Genomic DNA, 17,633 nt, shown 5'->3' on the forward strand with positions numbered 1-17,633 from the left:
TCGTTTTGATCAGAGTGTCACGATCGCCGCTCTTATCTTGTCCGGCGTTAGCGGCATGTGGGTGAACCGGACCCCCGTCGCATCGGCAAGCGCGTTGGCAAGAGCGGCGGACGTTGGGCCCTGCCCGCACTCGGCCACCCCAAGAAAGGGTTGCCCCGGCTGCTCGATCACTGTGACGTCGATTGTCCTGGGTACCTCAATGAAGCGGAGGATCGGATAGGCGCTCCAATCAAAACTGGTTCGAATGGTCCCATCGTTCATCGCTGCCTCGTGGATACACCAGCTAAGCGATTGAATGATCGCGCCTTCGACTTGGTTTTGAACTCCATTTGGCGAGACAACCTCACCACAATCCGTAGCGGCATGGACACGCTGCACTGTAATCAATCCGGTATCCCGCTCGACCGTTATCTCCATGCAGACGGCACAATATGCTCCGAGATTCTTGTAGCGCGCGAACGCCATTCCAAAACCCTGCAGCGGCCGAGCCTTTTGTCGCTTTCTCCAACCGAATCCGTCGGCGGCAGTCTGGATCACCTGTCTGGCGCGCCCGTCCTCCATATGATTCAGCCGAATATCAAGCGGATCGATGCTACCAGCCAAAGCCAGTTCATCGAGCATGCTCTCGATCGAGAATACATTCAAATGTGCGCCGAGCGACCGCAATGCCGATACCCGAATGGGCATGTCCTTGATGAAGTGATAGATGACATGCATGTTCGGAAAGGCGTAGAGCGGGTTCGAATTTCGACTTCCATCACCTTCCGGCATCGGAATCGGCTTTCCTTCGGGAGGCTGGAAGGAAGGTTGGATCTCGTTGCCGATCAAAACTCCGCCGGCGCCGACCGGTCTGTTATTGTGAGGATTGCTCCACACACCGTAATTCCAGCGAACGATCCTGTTGTTGGCGTCGATCGCAGCATCAACCTCGGTGACCATCCCGGGTCCGAGTGGCTCCCAGCCGAACTCCTGTTCGCGCATCCATTGGAGGCGAACTGGCCTTCCCGGCACCGCCATGGCAAGCATGGCGGCTTCGGCGGCCACGTCGTCGGCACCGTTTTGTCCGTAGCACCCCGCCCCCTCCGCATGGATTGCCCGAATCTTTTCGATTGGCCGTCCGAGCAGCTCTGCCGCAACCCGTCGCACATCGAATGTGCCCTGGCTGTGAGTCCATATCGTCAGCATGTCATCCTTCAGCCATGCGACCGCACACGAAGGCCCTATCGAGCCGTGGCTGATCCAATGCCTTGAATATCTCTGCCTAACTGACTTTTCAGGAACCGCTACGGCTCCGTCGGTATCGAGAATGACGATATCTCTCCAGGGAAGGGCTTTCAGCGTGTCGTCCACGCTGCCGTGCGGGAAAGGGGCGTGGGCCAGCTCATATGGCGCGGATTGAAGGGCGCGCATCAGTTTGATGGCATCCCATTCCCTCTCCGCAAGCACAGCCGCAAAATCACCGTTTCTGACGAATTTGAACAGGCCGGGCATGCGCTCGATTTCTTCGTCCGGGGGCAGCTTCAACCTGGTCCCTTCGCTCGGCCCCCGGACAACCCGCGCATGCAACATTCCCGGAAGTCGCATGTCGTGGATAAAGGCGGTCCCGCCCGTCGTCTTCGCTGGGATATCTACGCGCGGCAGATTGTGCCCCATCGTACGAAACTGTGACTTAACACGCAGCGGCGCATTGGCGACGGCTTCGACATGCAACGAAAGCGAACCAGCAATCCGGCCGTAGCCGATGGCTTTGCCATCCTGCGATCTTATCGTGCCGATGCCGGTCGTGCTGAGGTTGCCGACATCCGTTCCTAGCACTTCTGCCGCCTGTCGCAGCAGTAGCATGCGAACATTCGCGGCGGCATTCCTTAGCGCCGTGCCGCCATCCTGCATTGAATGGCTGCCAGCGGTGAGCCCCTCGTCAGGGGTGCGGACTGTATCAACCGTCACCAAAGTCACTCTATGCGGTGGGAGATCAAGTTCCTCCGCAGCGACCTGAATCAAAGCTGTTTTGATGCCCTGGCCGAGCTCGGCCTTTCCTGAAAAGACCGTTGCGTTACCCCACTCGTCGAGTTGTATCCATGCATCGAGATAGGGTGACGATTTGAGACTGCCGGGCAGGTCTGGTGCGATGATGGCAGGACCCGGTCCTCCCTCCCCGCCCCCGGCCAGTTGGGCCAGCGCCGGGCGCGTCAGTGAAAAGGCGACTGAGATGCCACTGGCCGCCAGGAAGGAGCGGCGTGTTAAATTCGCGCTCATGGTCATCGTCCTTCCGTGCCCATGTTTTCGCTCGCGCGTCTGACCGCGCGCAGAATGCGGGAATGTGTTCCACATCGACAGAGATTGGGCTGCAGATGCGTACGGATTTCGTCATCCGTAGGGGTCGGGTTCTGCTCGAGCAAGGCTTGCGCTCGCATAATCATTCCTGCGATGCAGTAACCGCATTGCGCGGCCTGCTCGTCTTGAAAGGCCTTTTGAATGATGCTCGGATTGTCGATGGTCCCCAATCCTTCCAGAGTTCGCACCCGCCGCTCGCCGATAGCGCCCACCGGGGTCAAGCACGAAAAGACCGCCCTGTTTTCAATGTGAACCGTGCAAGCGCCGCACTGGCCAAGTCCGCATCCGTACTTCGCGCCATTGAGTTCAAGCTCATCGCGCAAGACATACAGAAGCGGCGTATCCGGATCGGAGTCGATGTCGCATTTCTTGCCATTCACGACCATGGAAATCGTCATTTTTGGTTCTCCTTGCGGATATCGCGAACGGTTCGCTCGAGCCCCGGCCAGGGTTCTTTCGAGGTGAAGCGGGACCGCGCGTAGCCGAGTAGATCCGCAATCTGTCCGTCCGTGAGGTTGTCAGCGAAAGAAGGCATGTATGGTGCGTTGCTAGCCACCGGCGCTTCGATGCCTTGCAGAACGGCCTGGATTGCGTTGCGTGGATCCTCCGAGTTCAGATCGGAGGTCGCCGATAGAAGCGGCCGCCCCCGAACGGCCATCGGGCTGGCAGGCTCATGGCAGCCGGCACACGCCCCTTGAAACAGCGTGGCCGCCTCGCTGTTCGTGACAGCCGCGGTCGCGGCCGGCTGGGCTTCGTGACCGGCCGCCGAATTTCGCGGCTCATCGCCGCTCGGGTGCATCATCGAGTCGATATAGACCGCGATCGCGCGGACATCCGAACTGTTCAGGCGCGAAAGCCCTTCCGTGACGGGTCCCATCGGACCGGCCGCCGTGCTGTGCGCGCTGTTTGTCCCGGTGGTGAGATATCCGATCAATGTGTCGACAGTCCAACGGTCAGCCGAGGGGTTACTTGGATCCAGGGGAGGCGCGTTCCATCCCTCAGCAATTCCGCCTTGGAATTCCCTTCCCCATTCCTCGCCACCCAATAGGTTGCGCGGCGTATGACAGGCTCCGCAATGAGCAAGCCCGTCTACGAGGTACTTTCCGCGGTTCCATTCGGCCGTCTGCGAGGTATCCTCCGGTTCGACGGATCCGTGCAGGAAAAGCAGCTTCCAACCCGCTAACAATTGGCGAATGCCCAGTCCCGGCAACAACTCATTTGGCGGAGCTGCCTTGGAGATGGCCTCCCGGGTCATCAGGAATGCGTAGATCGCATCCAGATCATCGTCGCTGACCTTGATGAAATGCTCATAGGGCAATGCAGGATACAGATGGCTGCCATCGCGCCCCACACCGTGCTTCACAGCACGCCTGAAGGCCTCCGGCGACCAATTGCCTATGCCCGTCTCCTCATCCGGTGTGATGTTGTTGGAGTAAAGGACTCCGAAAGGTGTGGCGAGCGGACGCGACCCCGCGAAAGCCGGACCATTGTCGGCGGTGTGACAGACGATGCAGTCCCCCGCGGTCGCGAGCTGTTCTCCCTTTTTGATAATCTCCGGCGAGAATGATTTTCTATCCGGGCGCGCAATCTTTGGTATCTCGGGCTCGTATACAATCCAGGCCGCGATCGCCAGACCGACCGCGCCAAGCACGCCAAGACCTCCGATACCCGCCCAGAGATGTCGCTTCGTCAGCTGCATTTGTCCACCTTTCGCGTGCTCGCAAGCAGCTACTTGATGGGCCGATATCGTGCCGAATTCTTGTGTACGCTTACTGCCAATTGAACGAAATGCTCTTATTTTCTTCCCGTTTGCCTGCGAAATAGCAGACGATATGCAGCCTTTTCTTCTCAGCGAAGAACCTCGGGCTGAATATGAGCTTTGCAATTTGCGAGCAGTCGTCGAGGGGCGCGGCAACCTCCGGGCAAGCAAGCTCCAGAGGCAGGATGGAATGGAAAGCCGTTAGCGAAAACCATATACATTGGTATAGTTGAGCATCGAGACGAGTACCCTTAAAAAGCCTTGCTGCACAACCCGACGCGGGAGACGCGTATGTCTGAAAAACCCAATGTCGTCATCGTCGACGACGAACAGCTCGTTCGGAATGGCATAGCGAGCCTATTGCGATCGGTTGGATATGAGGTCCAGGCGTTTGAAAGCGTTCAAGAGCTTCAGGACGGCCGGACGCTGTCGGATGCCAATTGTTTGATTCTCGACGTTCGGCTTCCCTTCACGAGCGGCTTGGAATTTCAGCGTAAACTCGTGGACAATGAGATCAGAGTCCCCATCATTTTCATTACGGGCCATGGTGATATACCTATGACGGTCTCGGCAATGAAGGCTGGAGCCATAGACTTCCTCCCGAAACCGTTCAGAGAGCAGGATCTCCTCGATGCCGTGGCTTCCGCAGTGGAACGCAGCAGGCAGCAAACGGCGTCCGGGTTTCGCGAGCAGGACATCCGCGCAAGATATCAAGCGCTTTCCGCACGCGAGCGCGAAATAATGATCATGGCGACGGCGGGGCTCCTGAATAAGCAGATAGCTGGCAAACTTGGCTTGAGCGAGATCACCGTGAAGATTCACCGAGGGAAAGTGAATCGCAAAATGATGGCTCGAACGTTTGCCGACCTGGTCCGCATGGCTGAAGTCCTCGCTCTCCAGGCGAAAGCTGGATGAGTGGCATCTTGGCCTGCAGGCTTGCTGCGACGCAACATGTTGAATTTCCGGAATATACCAGCGTATAATTCTCTCTTGGCCGGAAAGGCGGTAGGAGAAGCGATCACCAGCCCGAGGCAATCGGAGATCGGCTCCCCCCAAAGTGTCAATTCGCCCCGAAATCTCCATCGTAGACGACGAAGCAACTGTACGGCAGGCTGTTGGTAACCTTCTGCGCTCCTTTGGTTTTAACGTGAAATCATATGCCTCAGCGGAAGAGTTCCTCTCGGCAACCGACGCGGCATCTTCGGCATGCATCCTTGCCGATGTGAGAATGGGTGGCATGAGCGGCATTGATCTATTTAACCTTCTCCGGAGTCGTGACATCCAGACTCCGGTCATATTCCTAACCGCTTCATCGTACGACCTGGTCCGAGCGCAAGTTGGCCCGGACGTGCCCTTGCTTCAAAAACCATTCGACGGCGAGAAGCTGGTTTCGATGATAAACGAAGCTGCTCCGGGTGTCGGCGACCTCTGAAGAAGCAAGCGATCAGCTGGACCCTTCGATATCGGTAAAATTGGATGGCCCACCCACGTGGCGATTCCCACGTTTTCGCGCGGCAGGTTATCGGCAGCCGCCCTTCCAGCGCATGGAAAGCGTCGTTGTGCGCGGCCTGTATTGACGGCCTGAGTTTCGCCAATCTCCCAGGATTCCAGCGCCATGCGGCAAACAAGAATTCGCCCTCGACCGGTTTGGAGCTCTGGGCTTCGAACGGGCCATACCGGTCTTCGTTTGAAGTCAGCAGGCAGGCTTTCCGCCTTTCCATGACGATTCCGGGACTGCGCACATGGGGATGTCGCGGCTGACATCACCGGCCATTCGCGTATCGGTACTCTCTGCATCCGCCTTGCCGGCATTAGGTGGAAGCAGTCATCAATTACACAGCAGCCGATGGCTGATCGAACACCGACGATCGGCGCCGACCGAGATTGACCTTGGAAGCAGCCTTGACGCGGCGCCAAGCGCTGGGTGTCGTTCCGGTCACCCGCTTGAAGACCCGCGAAAGATGGGCTTGGTCAGCCAGCCCGCAATTTAAAGCTATCTCGCAGAGTGAAAGGTCGGTATTCAGAATTTGATCTTTGGCTGTTTCGATCCGGCGCTCCATCACATACGCATGAGGGGAGCGGCCGAAACTGGTCTTGAAGGCCACGGAGAAGTAGCTCGTGCTAAGTTTTGCGACGGCTGCCAGGTCAGCCAGCGAGATTCCACTGTCGATACGATCCGAAATGAATGCCCGCAGTTTTACGACCTGCCACGCTGCAAGCCCGCCGCTGACATGCACTCTGCCATGTTCAGCGGGCTTTTGCGCAGGCTGGAGCAAGATCGATGCCCTTTTAACGAGGTCAATCGCAGAGACCTCGTCGTCATCAATGCAATCAAGTGCTTTCAGCAGCAATCGAGAAATCTCCGAGGATTTCTCAGCGGTCAGGCTAGAAGGATTAATTCCCAAAATCGGAACTTCAAGGGCGGCACTATCGGACTGCATAACCAATCTCCTGCGGCATCTTCTTCTCGATGACGCGATAATGGCCTGACCCGACTTCTGAACGGAATCGTACTTATATTTAGCTTGCTCGAAACTCCGGTTTGTGGGCGACATACCTCGGTATATGCCAGCCTCCGCAATCTCAACAATTCCGCTAGACCGTCGTTCGCACTGGTATCCCTCCAATATACGGCTCAATCTACGGTGACGAGTGGATGATCCAGTCGGGCGTATCTAAGGCGTATGCGAGTGGACACTGCTCGCTTTGGCGTTTTGCACGCCGGGTACCATCCCGTAGTGTGATTCTAAAAGATTAACATATGTCTATAGTTGTAGCGGCGAGCTCTGGCAGAGTGTCTCGTCAGGGCGCAAAGGAATACTGCGAAACTCATCGGCGAGCCGTAAAGGCTACTGATGAACTAGATTAATTTCCAGCTTTGAGCCAGTGGCTTCGGCATAGCGTCGCAAGGTATTCAATGAGGGTGAGACGCCGCCGCCTTCCAGTCGGGCGATGGCCGATTGCGTGGTGCCGATGCGGCGAGCAAGCTCCGCCTGGGAAAGGTTTGCCTTTGTTCTCGCTTTGATTAGAGCTTCGACAAGCTGAAATTCTGCATCCGCCTTCTCGTACTCCTGCCGGAATTCGGGATTGCTCATCAGCTTCTTTTTCAGTTCGGCAATCTTGGTCATGGTTTCACCTCGTTCATCCGCTCTCTGGCTATCGCTAGCGCGCCCGGTGGAGTCTTCTGCGACTTCTTCACGAAAACATGCAGTACGATGACTCGACGGCCTGTAACGGTCACGTAGATACCACGGGCGATCCCCTCGGCGGCTTTGGCGCGCAGTTCCCAAAGCTTGCCTTCCAGATGCTTCACATGCGGTTCACGCAATTGTTCAAGGCCGACATTCTCGACCGCTTCCATGAGGCGGATCAACCGCGCCTGAAAGCCGGGAGGCAATGCCTCGATCTCAGCATCAGCGGCATCGTGTGTTTCGACCGTCCATCTCATAGGTGCTATATAGCGGATATGCTATAGTCAATCAAGCCGTGCAGCAAACAACTGATGTTGTTAGCTTAGCATCAGCCGTCACGGGAATCTTGTGGCACTTGCTCCATAATGCCGCAATAATGCGCGCCGGCACCTATTCGGCTGACCAGCTTTCCGCGCCCGCATTTTGCGGGTTTGGTGCGCACCTGTGTGACGCAAGAGCGGCATGGCAGTTGATTATAAATTGAAATCAATTGCTTATGTGAATAGGAGTTGGAAAACATACTATAATGCTCACACTTGCGCCTCGAACACACGATCGGCCGATTCACACGGAGATATTTGATGTTGCAGTTAGACTCCGCATGGTTGAGCGGATGCGAACGCAAGACCTTGTGGAGATCCGACGTCTTCAAGCTTTATTCTCTCACGGATAGGCAGACCGGTGAAAAATGGGAAGCACTGACAACGTCCAATGGAGTATGGAGCAGTGCGTCTTTGCTCGAGGACGAGTTTGCCAGTTACAAGATTGAGCGCGCGGCCTGGATGGATATTCCTTTCGACCTGATCCGCACCGGAGATGAAACCGTACTTTTATACGAGGATGCCAGTGTCGCTCCGCTCGCTGAAAGCGGCTCTGCCATGACCGTCAAAGCATTCCTCGATTTTGCGGTTTCGGCTGCCAGGGCGCTGATCGCCGCTCACGGCGACGGCTATATCCACGCTCCCTTGCATCCACTCAATCTCGCAACGGACGAAACAGGGGCCGTTCGGCTCCGGGCCTTGGGAACACGCTTCCAAATCCGCGATCGTGCCTCGGTCACGACGGAGAACAAAGCCTTCATCGAAGACTTGCGCTATCATGCGCCCGAACAGCTTCGTTCGATGGATCCCGCCAGCGATCACAGGAGCGACCTCTACTCCCTAGGTGTCATATTTTATAGGCTTCTTGTCGGCCAATTCCCATTTAGAGGTGGCAGTACGGCGGAGTGGCGGCACGCTCACCTTGCCGTGGAACCCTATGACAGCGGCCAACTTCGCAGAGACATCCCACCCATCTTGGGCCGTATGTTGAGCCATCTTCTGGTCAAGGATCCCGCACAACGATATCAAACTGCGGCATCGGTCTATGCCGACCTATCCAGGTGTCGAGATGAGCTGGTCTCGCGCGGAGAGATCTCGGAATTTGAACTCGGCACCGCAGATGTTCCCTTGGGCCAGGCTTACGCTCACGCGCTCTTCGGCAGGAGTCGCGAGGAGGCCGATCTCCTCGGTGTGGTCGAGCAGTTCGAGGATAGCCGCGAGGGTACCGTAGTGTTTGTCTCGGGCACAGCGGGGATCGGGAAGAGCGCCCTTGTCAATTCGATACGAAAGCGCACCGCCGTTCCGATCATCTTCGCTTATGGGAAAAGCGATCAACAACAAAGGGACATCCCCTACTCTCCGATGGTGCAGATGCTTCGCTCCATCGTCGAGCAGGCAATGCAGAGCCCGGAACCGGCGCTGTCCGAGTTGCGACACGCGCTCTTGAATCGCCTTGACACACACGCAAGGCTGATTGTCGATCTGGTCCCCACGATGGAGCTTATCGTGGGAGCGCACCCGCCGATGTCCGACGTGCCACCACATCTGGCGCAAATTCGTCTTCAAAAGGCATTGGTTCAGACATTGGCGGTTCTTGCCTCCCGCATCGCTCCACTGGCACTTTTCATGGATGATCTTCAGTGGGCTGATCAGCCAACGATCGCAGTTTTGAAGCTTCTCGTCATCGAGAAGGTGGAGAACGTACTGCTCCTGGCAGCCTACCGGGAGGAAGAGAGTACCTCTTTGCTTTCTCCAGGAGGATTTGTAACACATGTCCGCAACTCCACTATTCCGTACAAAGAAATAGCAATCGTACCGATTTCGAAAGTCGCTGCGGGCCAACTGATCGCCAGCGGCCTGAACGCGTATCCCTCGGAAATTGCGTCGTTAACGGATCTGCTTTATGCCAAGACAGCTGGAAACCCGTTTTTTCTTCGCCAATTGCTTCAGGCTCTCATCGAAGAACGGGTGATCGATTTTTCCATTTCCAACCGGTCGCCGCGCTGGAACGCGGATGATGTAAAGCGTTACCCTGCCAGTGACAATGTAGTCGAGTTCATGCTCAGACGATTGGGGCAAATGGACCCCGAGAGCCGTGAAATCCTTCGCTTCATGGCCTGCATTGGGCCTCGGTCGCCCGAGCGCTTGCTGTGCGCCGTCGCCGCCGTGGACCTCGAAAGGCTGCATGATCTCTCGCAGCAACTTGTAGATTCCGGCCTTGTTGACAGAATTGACGGCTATTACCGCTTCTCCCACGACCGCGTTCAGGAAGCGGCTTACGCACTCTTCTCCAATGATGAGCGCGCCGCCGCCCATGCCGGCGTCGCCGAGCAAATGATAGACCTGAACGGGGTCGAGACAAGTGACGCCGCCTTCGCCGCGGCGAGCCAGATAGAACGGTGTGATCCGACCGAGCTGTCAAAGAGCCAGCGCAAGCGCTTCGTTGAGGTCCTTTTGGCAGCGATGGTCCATGCCAGACGATCAGCAGCCAATGGTCAGGCTGCGCATTATGGAGAGACTGCCTATAGGCTTACTGACGAAAGCTGGTGGACGGGCGCCTATCACTTGATCTACCGCTCTCGTTTGCTGTGGTGCGAATGTCTGCTGACGACCGCAGACTTGAAGAATGCAGCCATTCAGCTCGACGATCTTATAGGCCGTACCAACTCGGCACTGGACCGCTCGTCGGTTTACAGGCTTTATGCAAATCTGCGAACCCTGCGATCGGATTACGAGGGAGCTATAGACGCCGCTCTCCTTGGACTCGACCTTCTTGGAGTGAATCTGAAGCGGGGGGCAACCCGCGAAGAATTGGACAAGGCCTACCAAGACGTCAAACGGTCGCTCGGCGACAGAGAGATCTCATCACTCAGGCATCTTCCGGAGATGACGGATCCCCGCATCAAATGCGCAATGGGACTTCTGACAACCCTTATTTCCTCGATTTTCACGAGGGATGGGCTTCGGTTCCTGCATATGGCGAAAATGGTAGAGCTTACGCTCCAATACGGGACCACCTCCGAATCGGCCTACGGCCTGAGTTGGTTCGGGGTGATGATTGCCTCTCTATACGACGATTATCGCGATGGATTTGCCTACGGCCAAGCGGCTCTGGCGCTGGTCGAGCAGCACGGCTACGAAGAGCAGCACACCGCTACCCTGGTGGCAGTTGACCAGATCAGCCCATGGACGCAGCCCATGAGCTATTCACTGCAGCGAATACACGATGCAATCAGAATTGGGCACGCTGCCGGCGACGTGGGAATGACCTGCTATGCTCGCAATCACCTCGTCTCCGACCTCATCATCATGGGTCACCATCTGGCCGGAATCGCGAAGGAGGCCATCGGAGCCATCACACTTACTCGCCAGTTGAACTACAAAGATATCGAGTATCTGGTAACAAGTCAGCTCAACCTGGTTCGGACCCTATCGGGATGGGACGATGGCTCGCTGCCCGAGGTCGACTGGACCTTCGGAGGCGAGAAAATCGTTGCGACATCCACGGTCTTCTGGGTCCAGCTCTACAAGGGCGTGGCATATTTCTACGACGGGGCGTATCGCGAGGCGACCGGTGCGCTACGGGAAGCGGCGGAGCTTATACCTTTGCTGGCCGCGCACATTGATACGGCCTACTGCAGCCTTTTTCTCGCACTGTCCTTGGCTAAGGCCGAAGATGCATACAGCCCCGGATCCGAGGTGGATCAGACACTCCAGTATTTGCGCGGGCGCTTTGCTACATGGGCTGAGCTCAATCCGGAAACATTCCAGAACAAGCTTCTGCTGATCGAGGCCGAGCTTGCCAGGCTCAACGGTGATCACGATCTGGCGACCGCGCTATTCGAACGATCCGTGCTTGCAGCCGAGGCCTCCCGATTCGTTCATGAACAGGCATTGGCATATGAGCTTGCCGGCAATCATAATCGCCAGCTGGGGCGGGTCCTGAGCACCAGGTTTTACATTCAAGCCGCGCTGGAAGCATACCAGCGCTGGGGTGCCGACCGGAAAGCTGGCCGCCTGCGAGAGGAATTCGCCGATATACTAGACAGCAATGGCGAGCGGAGTGCCTCATATCAGATTCCCCTCGATCAGGAGGCTGTCGTGGCGGCGTCACAGGCGCTGTCCGAAGAGGTATTCCTGGACCGCTTGATCGAAACACTTATGAAGAGCATGCTGGTTCACGCAGGCGCCAACCGTGCACTCCTGGTGTCGATGAACGACGGTGAGCTCAGCGTGGAGGCGATCGCCTGGATCGAAGGGGAGGATGTTGTCGTCAATACAACCGGCCTCCCTCTCGAAGGCACCATTCCCTATTCGATTATCGACGCCGTAATGAGTACCCGCCAACCGCTCGTGCTGGCAGATGCCAGACTGGATGGCCAGGAATTCCATGGCCCATATTTCAACAGTCGCCCGACCCGGTCCGTACTCTGCGTTCCGCTTCTGAAGCGTGGTAGCCTCGTCGGTTTCATTTACCTGCAGAACGATCTTGTTGCGGGAGTGTTCACGGAAGGCAAGATCGCACTTCTCAAGCTTCTCGCAACCCAGGCAGCGATCTCCCTCGAGAACGCCCGGCTTTACGCCAACCTGGTCGAGGAGAACGAGTTGCGCGTGAGGAGCGAGACGCAACTTGGCGACGCCCGCGCAGAGTTGGAAAGGAAGGCGAAGCTTACCGCACTGGGGAGTATGGCAGCATCGATCACCCACGAGATCGGGCAGCCATTGGCCGCCATATCGGCCTCCGCATCTGCATCCCTTCGTTGGCTGAGGCGCCCCGAACCCGATATCGGTGAAGCCGTGATCGGTCTCGAAGGGATCAAGGAGGGCATGGAGCGAGTGGGCGAAATCATTCGCTCACTTCGAGCACTTTCGAAACAGGCACCGCAAGCAGCAGAGCCAATCGACGTGGACTCGCTGATCGAACAAGTTATCCTGATCGCCAGATCAGAGATCGAGACCAGTCAGACCCGTGTCGTCACACGACTGGGCATGAGCAACCAGACGGTCATTGCCGACGCGACCCAAATCAAACAGGTTATCCTCAACCTGCTGACCAACGCGATCGAAGCGATGGGAGCCACGCCGCCTCAGGACCGCCAGCTTGTCATCTCGACCGAACCCGTTGATGGCGGCGGCGTCAGAGTCACGGTTCGGGATTTCGGACCTGGTATCTCAGACGCCCTCCATGCAAAGGTTTTCGATCCGATGTTCACGACAAAAGAATCGGGAATGGGTATGGGTCTCGCAATATGCCGATCAATTGTTGAGGCTCACGGGGGTAACCTCACGGTCGAGCCAGCAAATCCGGGTACTGTTTTCAGCTTTTCGATCGGTCTGGCACCCAGGGGATGAGAGCGACAGAGTCCGAAATGGTGGCCAGAACGTCCTCGACAGCAGAGGCGATGTAGCAATCGCTGCACAGGTCAGTATCTCAGGTGGCGAGCTATCATAGCAACACCGAGCAGGAGAACGGGCGCGATCTCGACCGGTCAACGCTCGCCGACTGGGTCGGTCGGGCAGCTTTCAATGTGGACAAAGACGCAGTTCGAGATGGCACAATTTAATTCTGCTGCAACCAGCGGCAGTTTGTCGACCTTTAACATTGCTATGCTTTTGATTGCTTCATGACAATCTCTCTGATTTGGCCCCTGTTCATTGCATTCTTCGTGCTGGCGCTAATCAGCCCATTTCTTCCGCTGTTCCTTATGTGGAGGTCGGTCGCTCTTTCGGTTCTCGCCCTTGTATCATTCCGTTTGCTTCGTGGACCTGTTCATTGGACCGACCAGGACGTTGGCTATTCCATCGGAATTGCTCTCCTAACGTGGTTCCTCTCGATTGTATTCCTGGCTTTGGCCCTGCGGCTCTGTATCGCTGCTTATTATGATAGGTTGAGATCAGAAATCATGCTCGGCGAGAATACGCGCTGGATCGACAGGGTTTTGCTTGCGGTCACCGGTGCTGTTGTCGGCCTTGCGTTGACGATCAGCATGGCCTCACTCCTCGGCGGCAGCTCAGGGCGGGCGCATGTTGGATTTGGGTATTGGCCTAACCGCCAGCGCAGTCATGATCTTTATGCTCATCCGCCGGGCCAGTGGCCTCGCGATCCCGGTCACGGTTCTGTCTATCGTCGTTGCGACAATTTCGTTCGTTGGTTCTGGGCAAACGCGCCGCATCATTGAGGGGGCGGAAACACTTGCAGATGGACGACCGTGGTGTCTCGTCGTGCCGAAATGGCGTTACCACGAACCCGCTGTCTCTGACCTTGGTTTTTTCTCCCTCCCAAAGGGAAGTCTATTACCGCATCTCGTATTGTTCGTCCGCGATGGAGCCGAGGAAACGAAAGCGCATTGGTCGATCCGACAGCAGCGCTTCGTAAACGGTGCAATAATCATCGATGCGACCTGCAATCCTACTGCAGACACCCGAAGATAGCCCCTTGAGACGGACGCGCTCGCTGCAGATCGGGCGGCTACGCAGTTTAGGCGTCAACCTCGCAGAGCAAGTGGCGGTTAGCGCATAGCAGCCAGCTTCATAAAGGCTGCCGGTCCTAAACATCGAACAAAGGACTGCTCTCCAAGCGCGAGTGGAACACCATCTTAACCGAAATGCTTAGTGCGAACGGCAGCCAATCCGAGTGCGAAAAGGGCAAGGGACCACCGTTTTCGACTGGCTTATTGAAATCATCCAAATTCATGGTGACAGCGGTGACGAGGCCGAAGATAATGTCGAACTCGTTCTGGAGTGACGTCCCCTTGCCGCTGATATTTGGATGGGGATCTCCACGGGCAGCGATTTTTGGGGCGTCGTAGTGCCCTGACTAACCGATAAACTTGGATGCCCCGGTTACCGCTCATCGATCTCGTCATGAATCTGCAACTATGCTCTCTTAACCGGAAGCATGCTTAAAAACAGCGTCGGAACAAGGGGGGAGCCAAATCCTATGCGTCAGCCTCGTATCGCTATCATTCTCGACGAGAACACCAGCACGGGCGGAACCCGTTATGAAGCGGCCAAGGGATATTTTCGGGGTGTGAGCAAAGCGGGAGGTCTTCCCTTCGGCGTGCCGTATATTCCTGAAGTCGTCGGCATCGTTTTGAACGAGTTCGATGGCCTGGTCTGCGTCGGCGGACGGTTTGCCTATCCTGACGATTGGTACATCACCGGGGAGGTCTCGAAAGCGCCGCCATCGGAACGTCTCGATATCGAAAGGGCAATCGTCGAGGGTTTCCTGGAGAAAGATAAACCCATTCTCGGCATTTGTGCCGGCATGCAGATGCTCGCATGCCTCAACGGCTGTCGCCTCACACCCGACCTACGCTCGTCCTTCCCGACTGCAAATGAACACGACCAACGAGACCACCTTCATGCGGTCGAAATTGTCCCAGAATCCCGCTTGGCGAAGATCGTTGGCGAGCGCCGTTTCGAGGTAAACACCTTCCATCGAGAGGCTATCGCGCAATTGTCACCAGCCGTTCTTGCGAGCGCCTACGCTGAGGACGGCATCGTCGAGGCCATTGAAGTCGTCTCCAGCTCGTTTGCGATCGGCTTGCAATGGCACCAGGAGTTATTTGCTGACGTGGACCACCCAGGTAATGCCGTGTTTCGCGGCCTTGTGGAAGCCGCGGCATAATCTGAAGCACCACTGATCTCGAATTGAGATACCGTCTGCAGGTCTCCGCAACCGCTGAGGGGTTTTTCAAGCCGTGCTTGGTTATGAGATTGGATCTCAGCACGCTGCGAGCATGATTCGATCGGCCGGAGATGATGCGCTTGTGGCATGTCCTGCAAGCGCACCGGTAAACCATCATTATCAAGGAATGTGAACTGGTCAGGCAACCGGATCTGCCTTAGCTTAGCGTCGCTCGACGCCGCGGCTCCGCCCTTCGGGAAATCTGCTCATTATACGCACGCACCAGTTAAACATTTCATTGGAGAATTGTCATGAACCTGGAACTCGACGGTAAATTAGCTCTCGTCACCGGCAGCACCGCCGGCATCGGCTATGCAATCGCAGCTACTCTCATTCGCGAAGGCGCCCATGTCATCGTCAACGGACGCACCCAGGATGCTGTCGATCGCGCGGTCGCGGAACTTTCCGCAATCGGAAGCGGCCGCGTTGAAGGATTTGCCGGCAATCTTGGAACCGAAGATGTCGCTGCTGCGGTCGCGAAACGCTTTCCTGATGTCGAAATCCTGGTCAACAACCTCGGAATCTTCGAACCGAAGCCTTTCGAAGAAATTCCCGATACCGACTGGCGGCACTTCTTCGATGTCAATGTGCTTTCAGGTGTTCGTCTCGCCCGCCTTTATCTGCCCTCGATGCGCCAGCGGAACTGGGGCCGCATCATCTTCATATCAAGCGAAAGCGGCGTGCATATTCCCGCCGAGATGGTGCATTACGGTGTGACCAAGGCGGCCCAGATTGCCGTAGCGCGCGGTATTGCCGAATCCGTTGCCGGCACCGCGATCACGGTCAATAGCGTGCTGCCCGGTCCAACGAAGTCGCGCGGCGTCGTGGATTTTGTCGCAGCCTTGCCCGGATCCGAAGGAAAGACCTTCGCGGAATTCGAGACCGAATTCTTCGAGAAAATCCGACCAACGTCCCTGATCAAACGCTTCACGCAGCCTGAGGAAGTCGCGACGATGGTCGCCTATGTGGCAAGCCCGCTGTCTTCGGCCACCAATGGCGCCGCGCTCCGGGTCGATGGCGGTGTGGTCAAGAGCGCGTTCTGACGGCGGTGCCTTCGCCGATCGACGGCAAGGCAGTGATCACCTGATGCTCTCCTTCGTCCAATGCCATGACCGCAGCCTGTATCGGGCTCCGTAATCGGGAACCGCTGCTATCTGGTGGTCGTTAGGAGGGCAAGTGAACTCGGCGGTCTGGCCGCGAATGCATTCGCGGCCAGACCGCCATGACAGGAGACTTGATATGCCCAGCAATGCCGACCGCGACCCACTCCACCATACCCAGAAGATGCAGAAGGCCTTCGCCGATCTGCGCAAGCACCTGCGCGAGGACATTGAAAAAGTCGACGAGCCGCAACTAAAAGCCATGTTCGAGACCTCGGCTGAGGTTTTGAGCGGCCTGGAGAAGGCCTTCCACGACTACGAAGAAAAGAATGAAAGCGCTTGGCGAGTCTAGACTGAAGTCACGCCACCTCGGAAATCGCCAAACCGGCGCTGTCGGACTCCCGTGGACGGGGGCGCATAGCCTCCGCATGGCCAAAAAAGGCCTTTCCCGCTAAGAAATCCCGCCAATGAGCGGTACGAACATCACAGCTTGGAGATCCAACTCTTCATAGCTGCTCGCGCTTCGCCGGATGATCTTGCGGAGTATCTGGCCCCGCTCGTCGCCCACGGGAATGACAAGCCGCCCGCCGATCGCAAGCTGCTCCTTGAGGGCTTCCGGCACGAGAGGGCCGCTGGCTGCCACCAGAATGGCGTCGAACGGTGCTTGCTCGGGCAACCCTCGGGTTCCGTCGCCGGCAAGTATCTCGACATTGCCATAACCGAGATCGGCCATGCGATGTCTTGCCGATACGGCCAAGGTTTCGTGGCGCTCGATGGCATAGACATGCTCCGCGATCTGGCCGATCACCGCGGCCGCGTAGCCGGAGCCGGCTCCCACCTCGAGCACGCGATCGCCGGGGTGCACCTCCGCCGCTTCGATCATCAAAGCCACGACATACGGCTGGGAAATGGTCTGCCCCTCCTCTATGGAGAGAGGGGTATCCTCATAGGCGAATTCAGCCATGCTCTCGGCAACGAAGCGCTCTCTCGGCACGGCGCGCATCGCCCTTAGGATGTGTTTATCGCGCACACCGCGGCGCTCAATATCCACCTCGACCATATGATCGCGCATGCGCCGGTAGTCGGCCATCCTGGCCTCCCGTTCTGCTCGCCTTTTGTTGTCGGTGGGCGGGTTGAATCGGGTGATGGCGCGCGACGGTCAAATCGCGGTAGGTGGCGATGCAACACGAAGATCATCTTCCATCATGCACGATCTTCTCCATTGCCCCTGCGGCCACC

14 protein-coding genes are annotated in these 17,633 nt (G+C 57.0%); 7 read left to right on the forward strand and 7 right to left on the reverse strand.

What is annotated here, in order from left to right; genetic code table 11:
* Window positions 1-9 precede the first annotated feature (9 nt).
* Genes DQ393_RS19790 through DQ393_RS19800 form a run of 3 tightly spaced genes read right to left on the reverse strand, consistent with a single transcriptional unit; the run spans window position 10 to window position 4,033 of the window.
* Complete coding sequence (locus DQ393_RS19790) at window positions 10-2,262, reverse strand: xanthine dehydrogenase family protein molybdopterin-binding subunit (RefSeq protein WP_245430406.1); 2,253 nt, start codon at window positions 2,260-2,262, stop codon at window positions 10-12.
* Window positions 2,259-2,732 (reverse strand): (2Fe-2S)-binding protein, encoded by a 474-nt coding sequence (locus tag DQ393_RS19795; RefSeq protein WP_112343444.1) that lies wholly within the window; start codon window positions 2,730-2,732, stop codon window positions 2,259-2,261. The genes DQ393_RS19790 and DQ393_RS19795 overlap by 4 nt, the downstream gene beginning before the upstream one ends.
* Window positions 2,729-4,033, reverse strand: a complete 1,305-nt coding sequence (locus DQ393_RS19800) for a cytochrome c (protein WP_112343445.1) — start codon at window positions 4,031-4,033, stop codon at window positions 2,729-2,731. Before DQ393_RS19800 ends, DQ393_RS19795 begins: the two co-directional genes overlap by 4 nt.
* A 351-nt stretch (window positions 4,034-4,384) precedes the next feature.
* Here DQ393_RS19800 and DQ393_RS19805 point away from each other — a divergent pair, with 351 nt between their 5' ends.
* Window positions 4,385-5,008 (forward strand): response regulator transcription factor, encoded by a 624-nt coding sequence (locus DQ393_RS19805; protein ID WP_112343446.1) that lies wholly within the window; start codon window positions 4,385-4,387, stop codon window positions 5,006-5,008.
* A 142-nt stretch (window positions 5,009-5,150) separates the two neighbouring features.
* A complete protein-coding gene (locus DQ393_RS34330) occupies window positions 5,151-5,525 on the forward strand; it encodes a response regulator transcription factor (protein WP_112343447.1) in 375 nt (124 codons plus the stop codon).
* A 400-nt stretch (window positions 5,526-5,925) separates the two neighbouring features.
* Here DQ393_RS34330 and DQ393_RS19815 read toward each other — a convergent pair whose 3' ends face one another.
* From DQ393_RS19815 to DQ393_RS19825, 3 genes are all read right to left on the reverse strand, one after another.
* Window positions 5,926-6,534: a helix-turn-helix domain-containing protein gene (locus DQ393_RS19815; RefSeq protein ID WP_112343448.1), complete on the reverse strand. Its 609-nt coding sequence runs from the start codon at window positions 6,532-6,534 to the stop codon at window positions 5,926-5,928.
* A 408-nt stretch (window positions 6,535-6,942) separates the two neighbouring features.
* Window positions 6,943-7,221: a helix-turn-helix domain-containing protein gene (locus DQ393_RS19820; protein WP_112343449.1), complete on the reverse strand. Its 279-nt coding sequence runs from the start codon at window positions 7,219-7,221 to the stop codon at window positions 6,943-6,945.
* Window positions 7,218-7,541 (reverse strand): type II toxin-antitoxin system RelE/ParE family toxin, encoded by a 324-nt coding sequence (locus DQ393_RS19825; protein ID WP_112343450.1) that lies wholly within the window; start codon window positions 7,539-7,541, stop codon window positions 7,218-7,220. The genes DQ393_RS19820 and DQ393_RS19825 overlap by 4 nt, the downstream gene beginning before the upstream one ends.
* 324 nt (window positions 7,542-7,865) lie before the next feature.
* Between DQ393_RS19825 and DQ393_RS19830 the strand changes: the two genes are divergently transcribed.
* The 5 genes from DQ393_RS19830 to DQ393_RS19850 all read left to right on the forward strand — a co-directional run bounded on the left by DQ393_RS19830 (window position 7,866) and on the right by DQ393_RS19850 (window position 16,746).
* Window positions 7,866-12,956, forward strand: coding sequence for a trifunctional serine/threonine-protein kinase/ATP-binding protein/sensor histidine kinase (locus DQ393_RS19830; RefSeq protein ID WP_112343451.1), 5,091 nt, complete (start codon window positions 7,866-7,868; stop codon window positions 12,954-12,956).
* A gap of 272 nt (window positions 12,957-13,228) precedes the next feature.
* Window positions 13,229-13,783, forward strand: a complete 555-nt coding sequence (locus tag DQ393_RS19835) for a hypothetical protein (protein WP_112343452.1) — start codon at window positions 13,229-13,231, stop codon at window positions 13,781-13,783.
* A gap of 719 nt (window positions 13,784-14,502) precedes the next feature.
* Window positions 14,503-15,234 (forward strand): gamma-glutamyl-gamma-aminobutyrate hydrolase family protein, encoded by a 732-nt coding sequence (locus tag DQ393_RS19840; protein WP_245430407.1) that lies wholly within the window; start codon window positions 14,503-14,505, stop codon window positions 15,232-15,234.
* 311 nt (window positions 15,235-15,545) lie between these two features.
* Window positions 15,546-16,337: an SDR family NAD(P)-dependent oxidoreductase gene (locus DQ393_RS19845; RefSeq protein ID WP_112343454.1), complete on the forward strand. Its 792-nt coding sequence runs from the start codon at window positions 15,546-15,548 to the stop codon at window positions 16,335-16,337.
* 196 nt (window positions 16,338-16,533) lie between these two features.
* Window positions 16,534-16,746, forward strand: a complete 213-nt coding sequence (locus DQ393_RS19850; protein WP_112343455.1) for a hypothetical protein — start codon at window positions 16,534-16,536, stop codon at window positions 16,744-16,746.
* Window positions 16,747-16,845: 99 nt separating this feature from the next.
* On the opposite strand, the gene DQ393_RS19855 is transcribed toward DQ393_RS19850, so the two are convergent.
* Complete coding sequence (locus tag DQ393_RS19855; protein ID WP_245430408.1) at window positions 16,846-17,484, reverse strand: protein-L-isoaspartate(D-aspartate) O-methyltransferase; 639 nt, start codon at window positions 17,482-17,484, stop codon at window positions 16,846-16,848.
* Window positions 17,485-17,633: the final 149 nt, after the last annotated feature.

The organism is Martinezella tropici (genome assembly GCF_003287875.1).
Taxonomy (GTDB): domain Bacteria; phylum Pseudomonadota; class Alphaproteobacteria; order Rhizobiales; family Rhizobiaceae; genus Rhizobium; species Rhizobium tropici_C.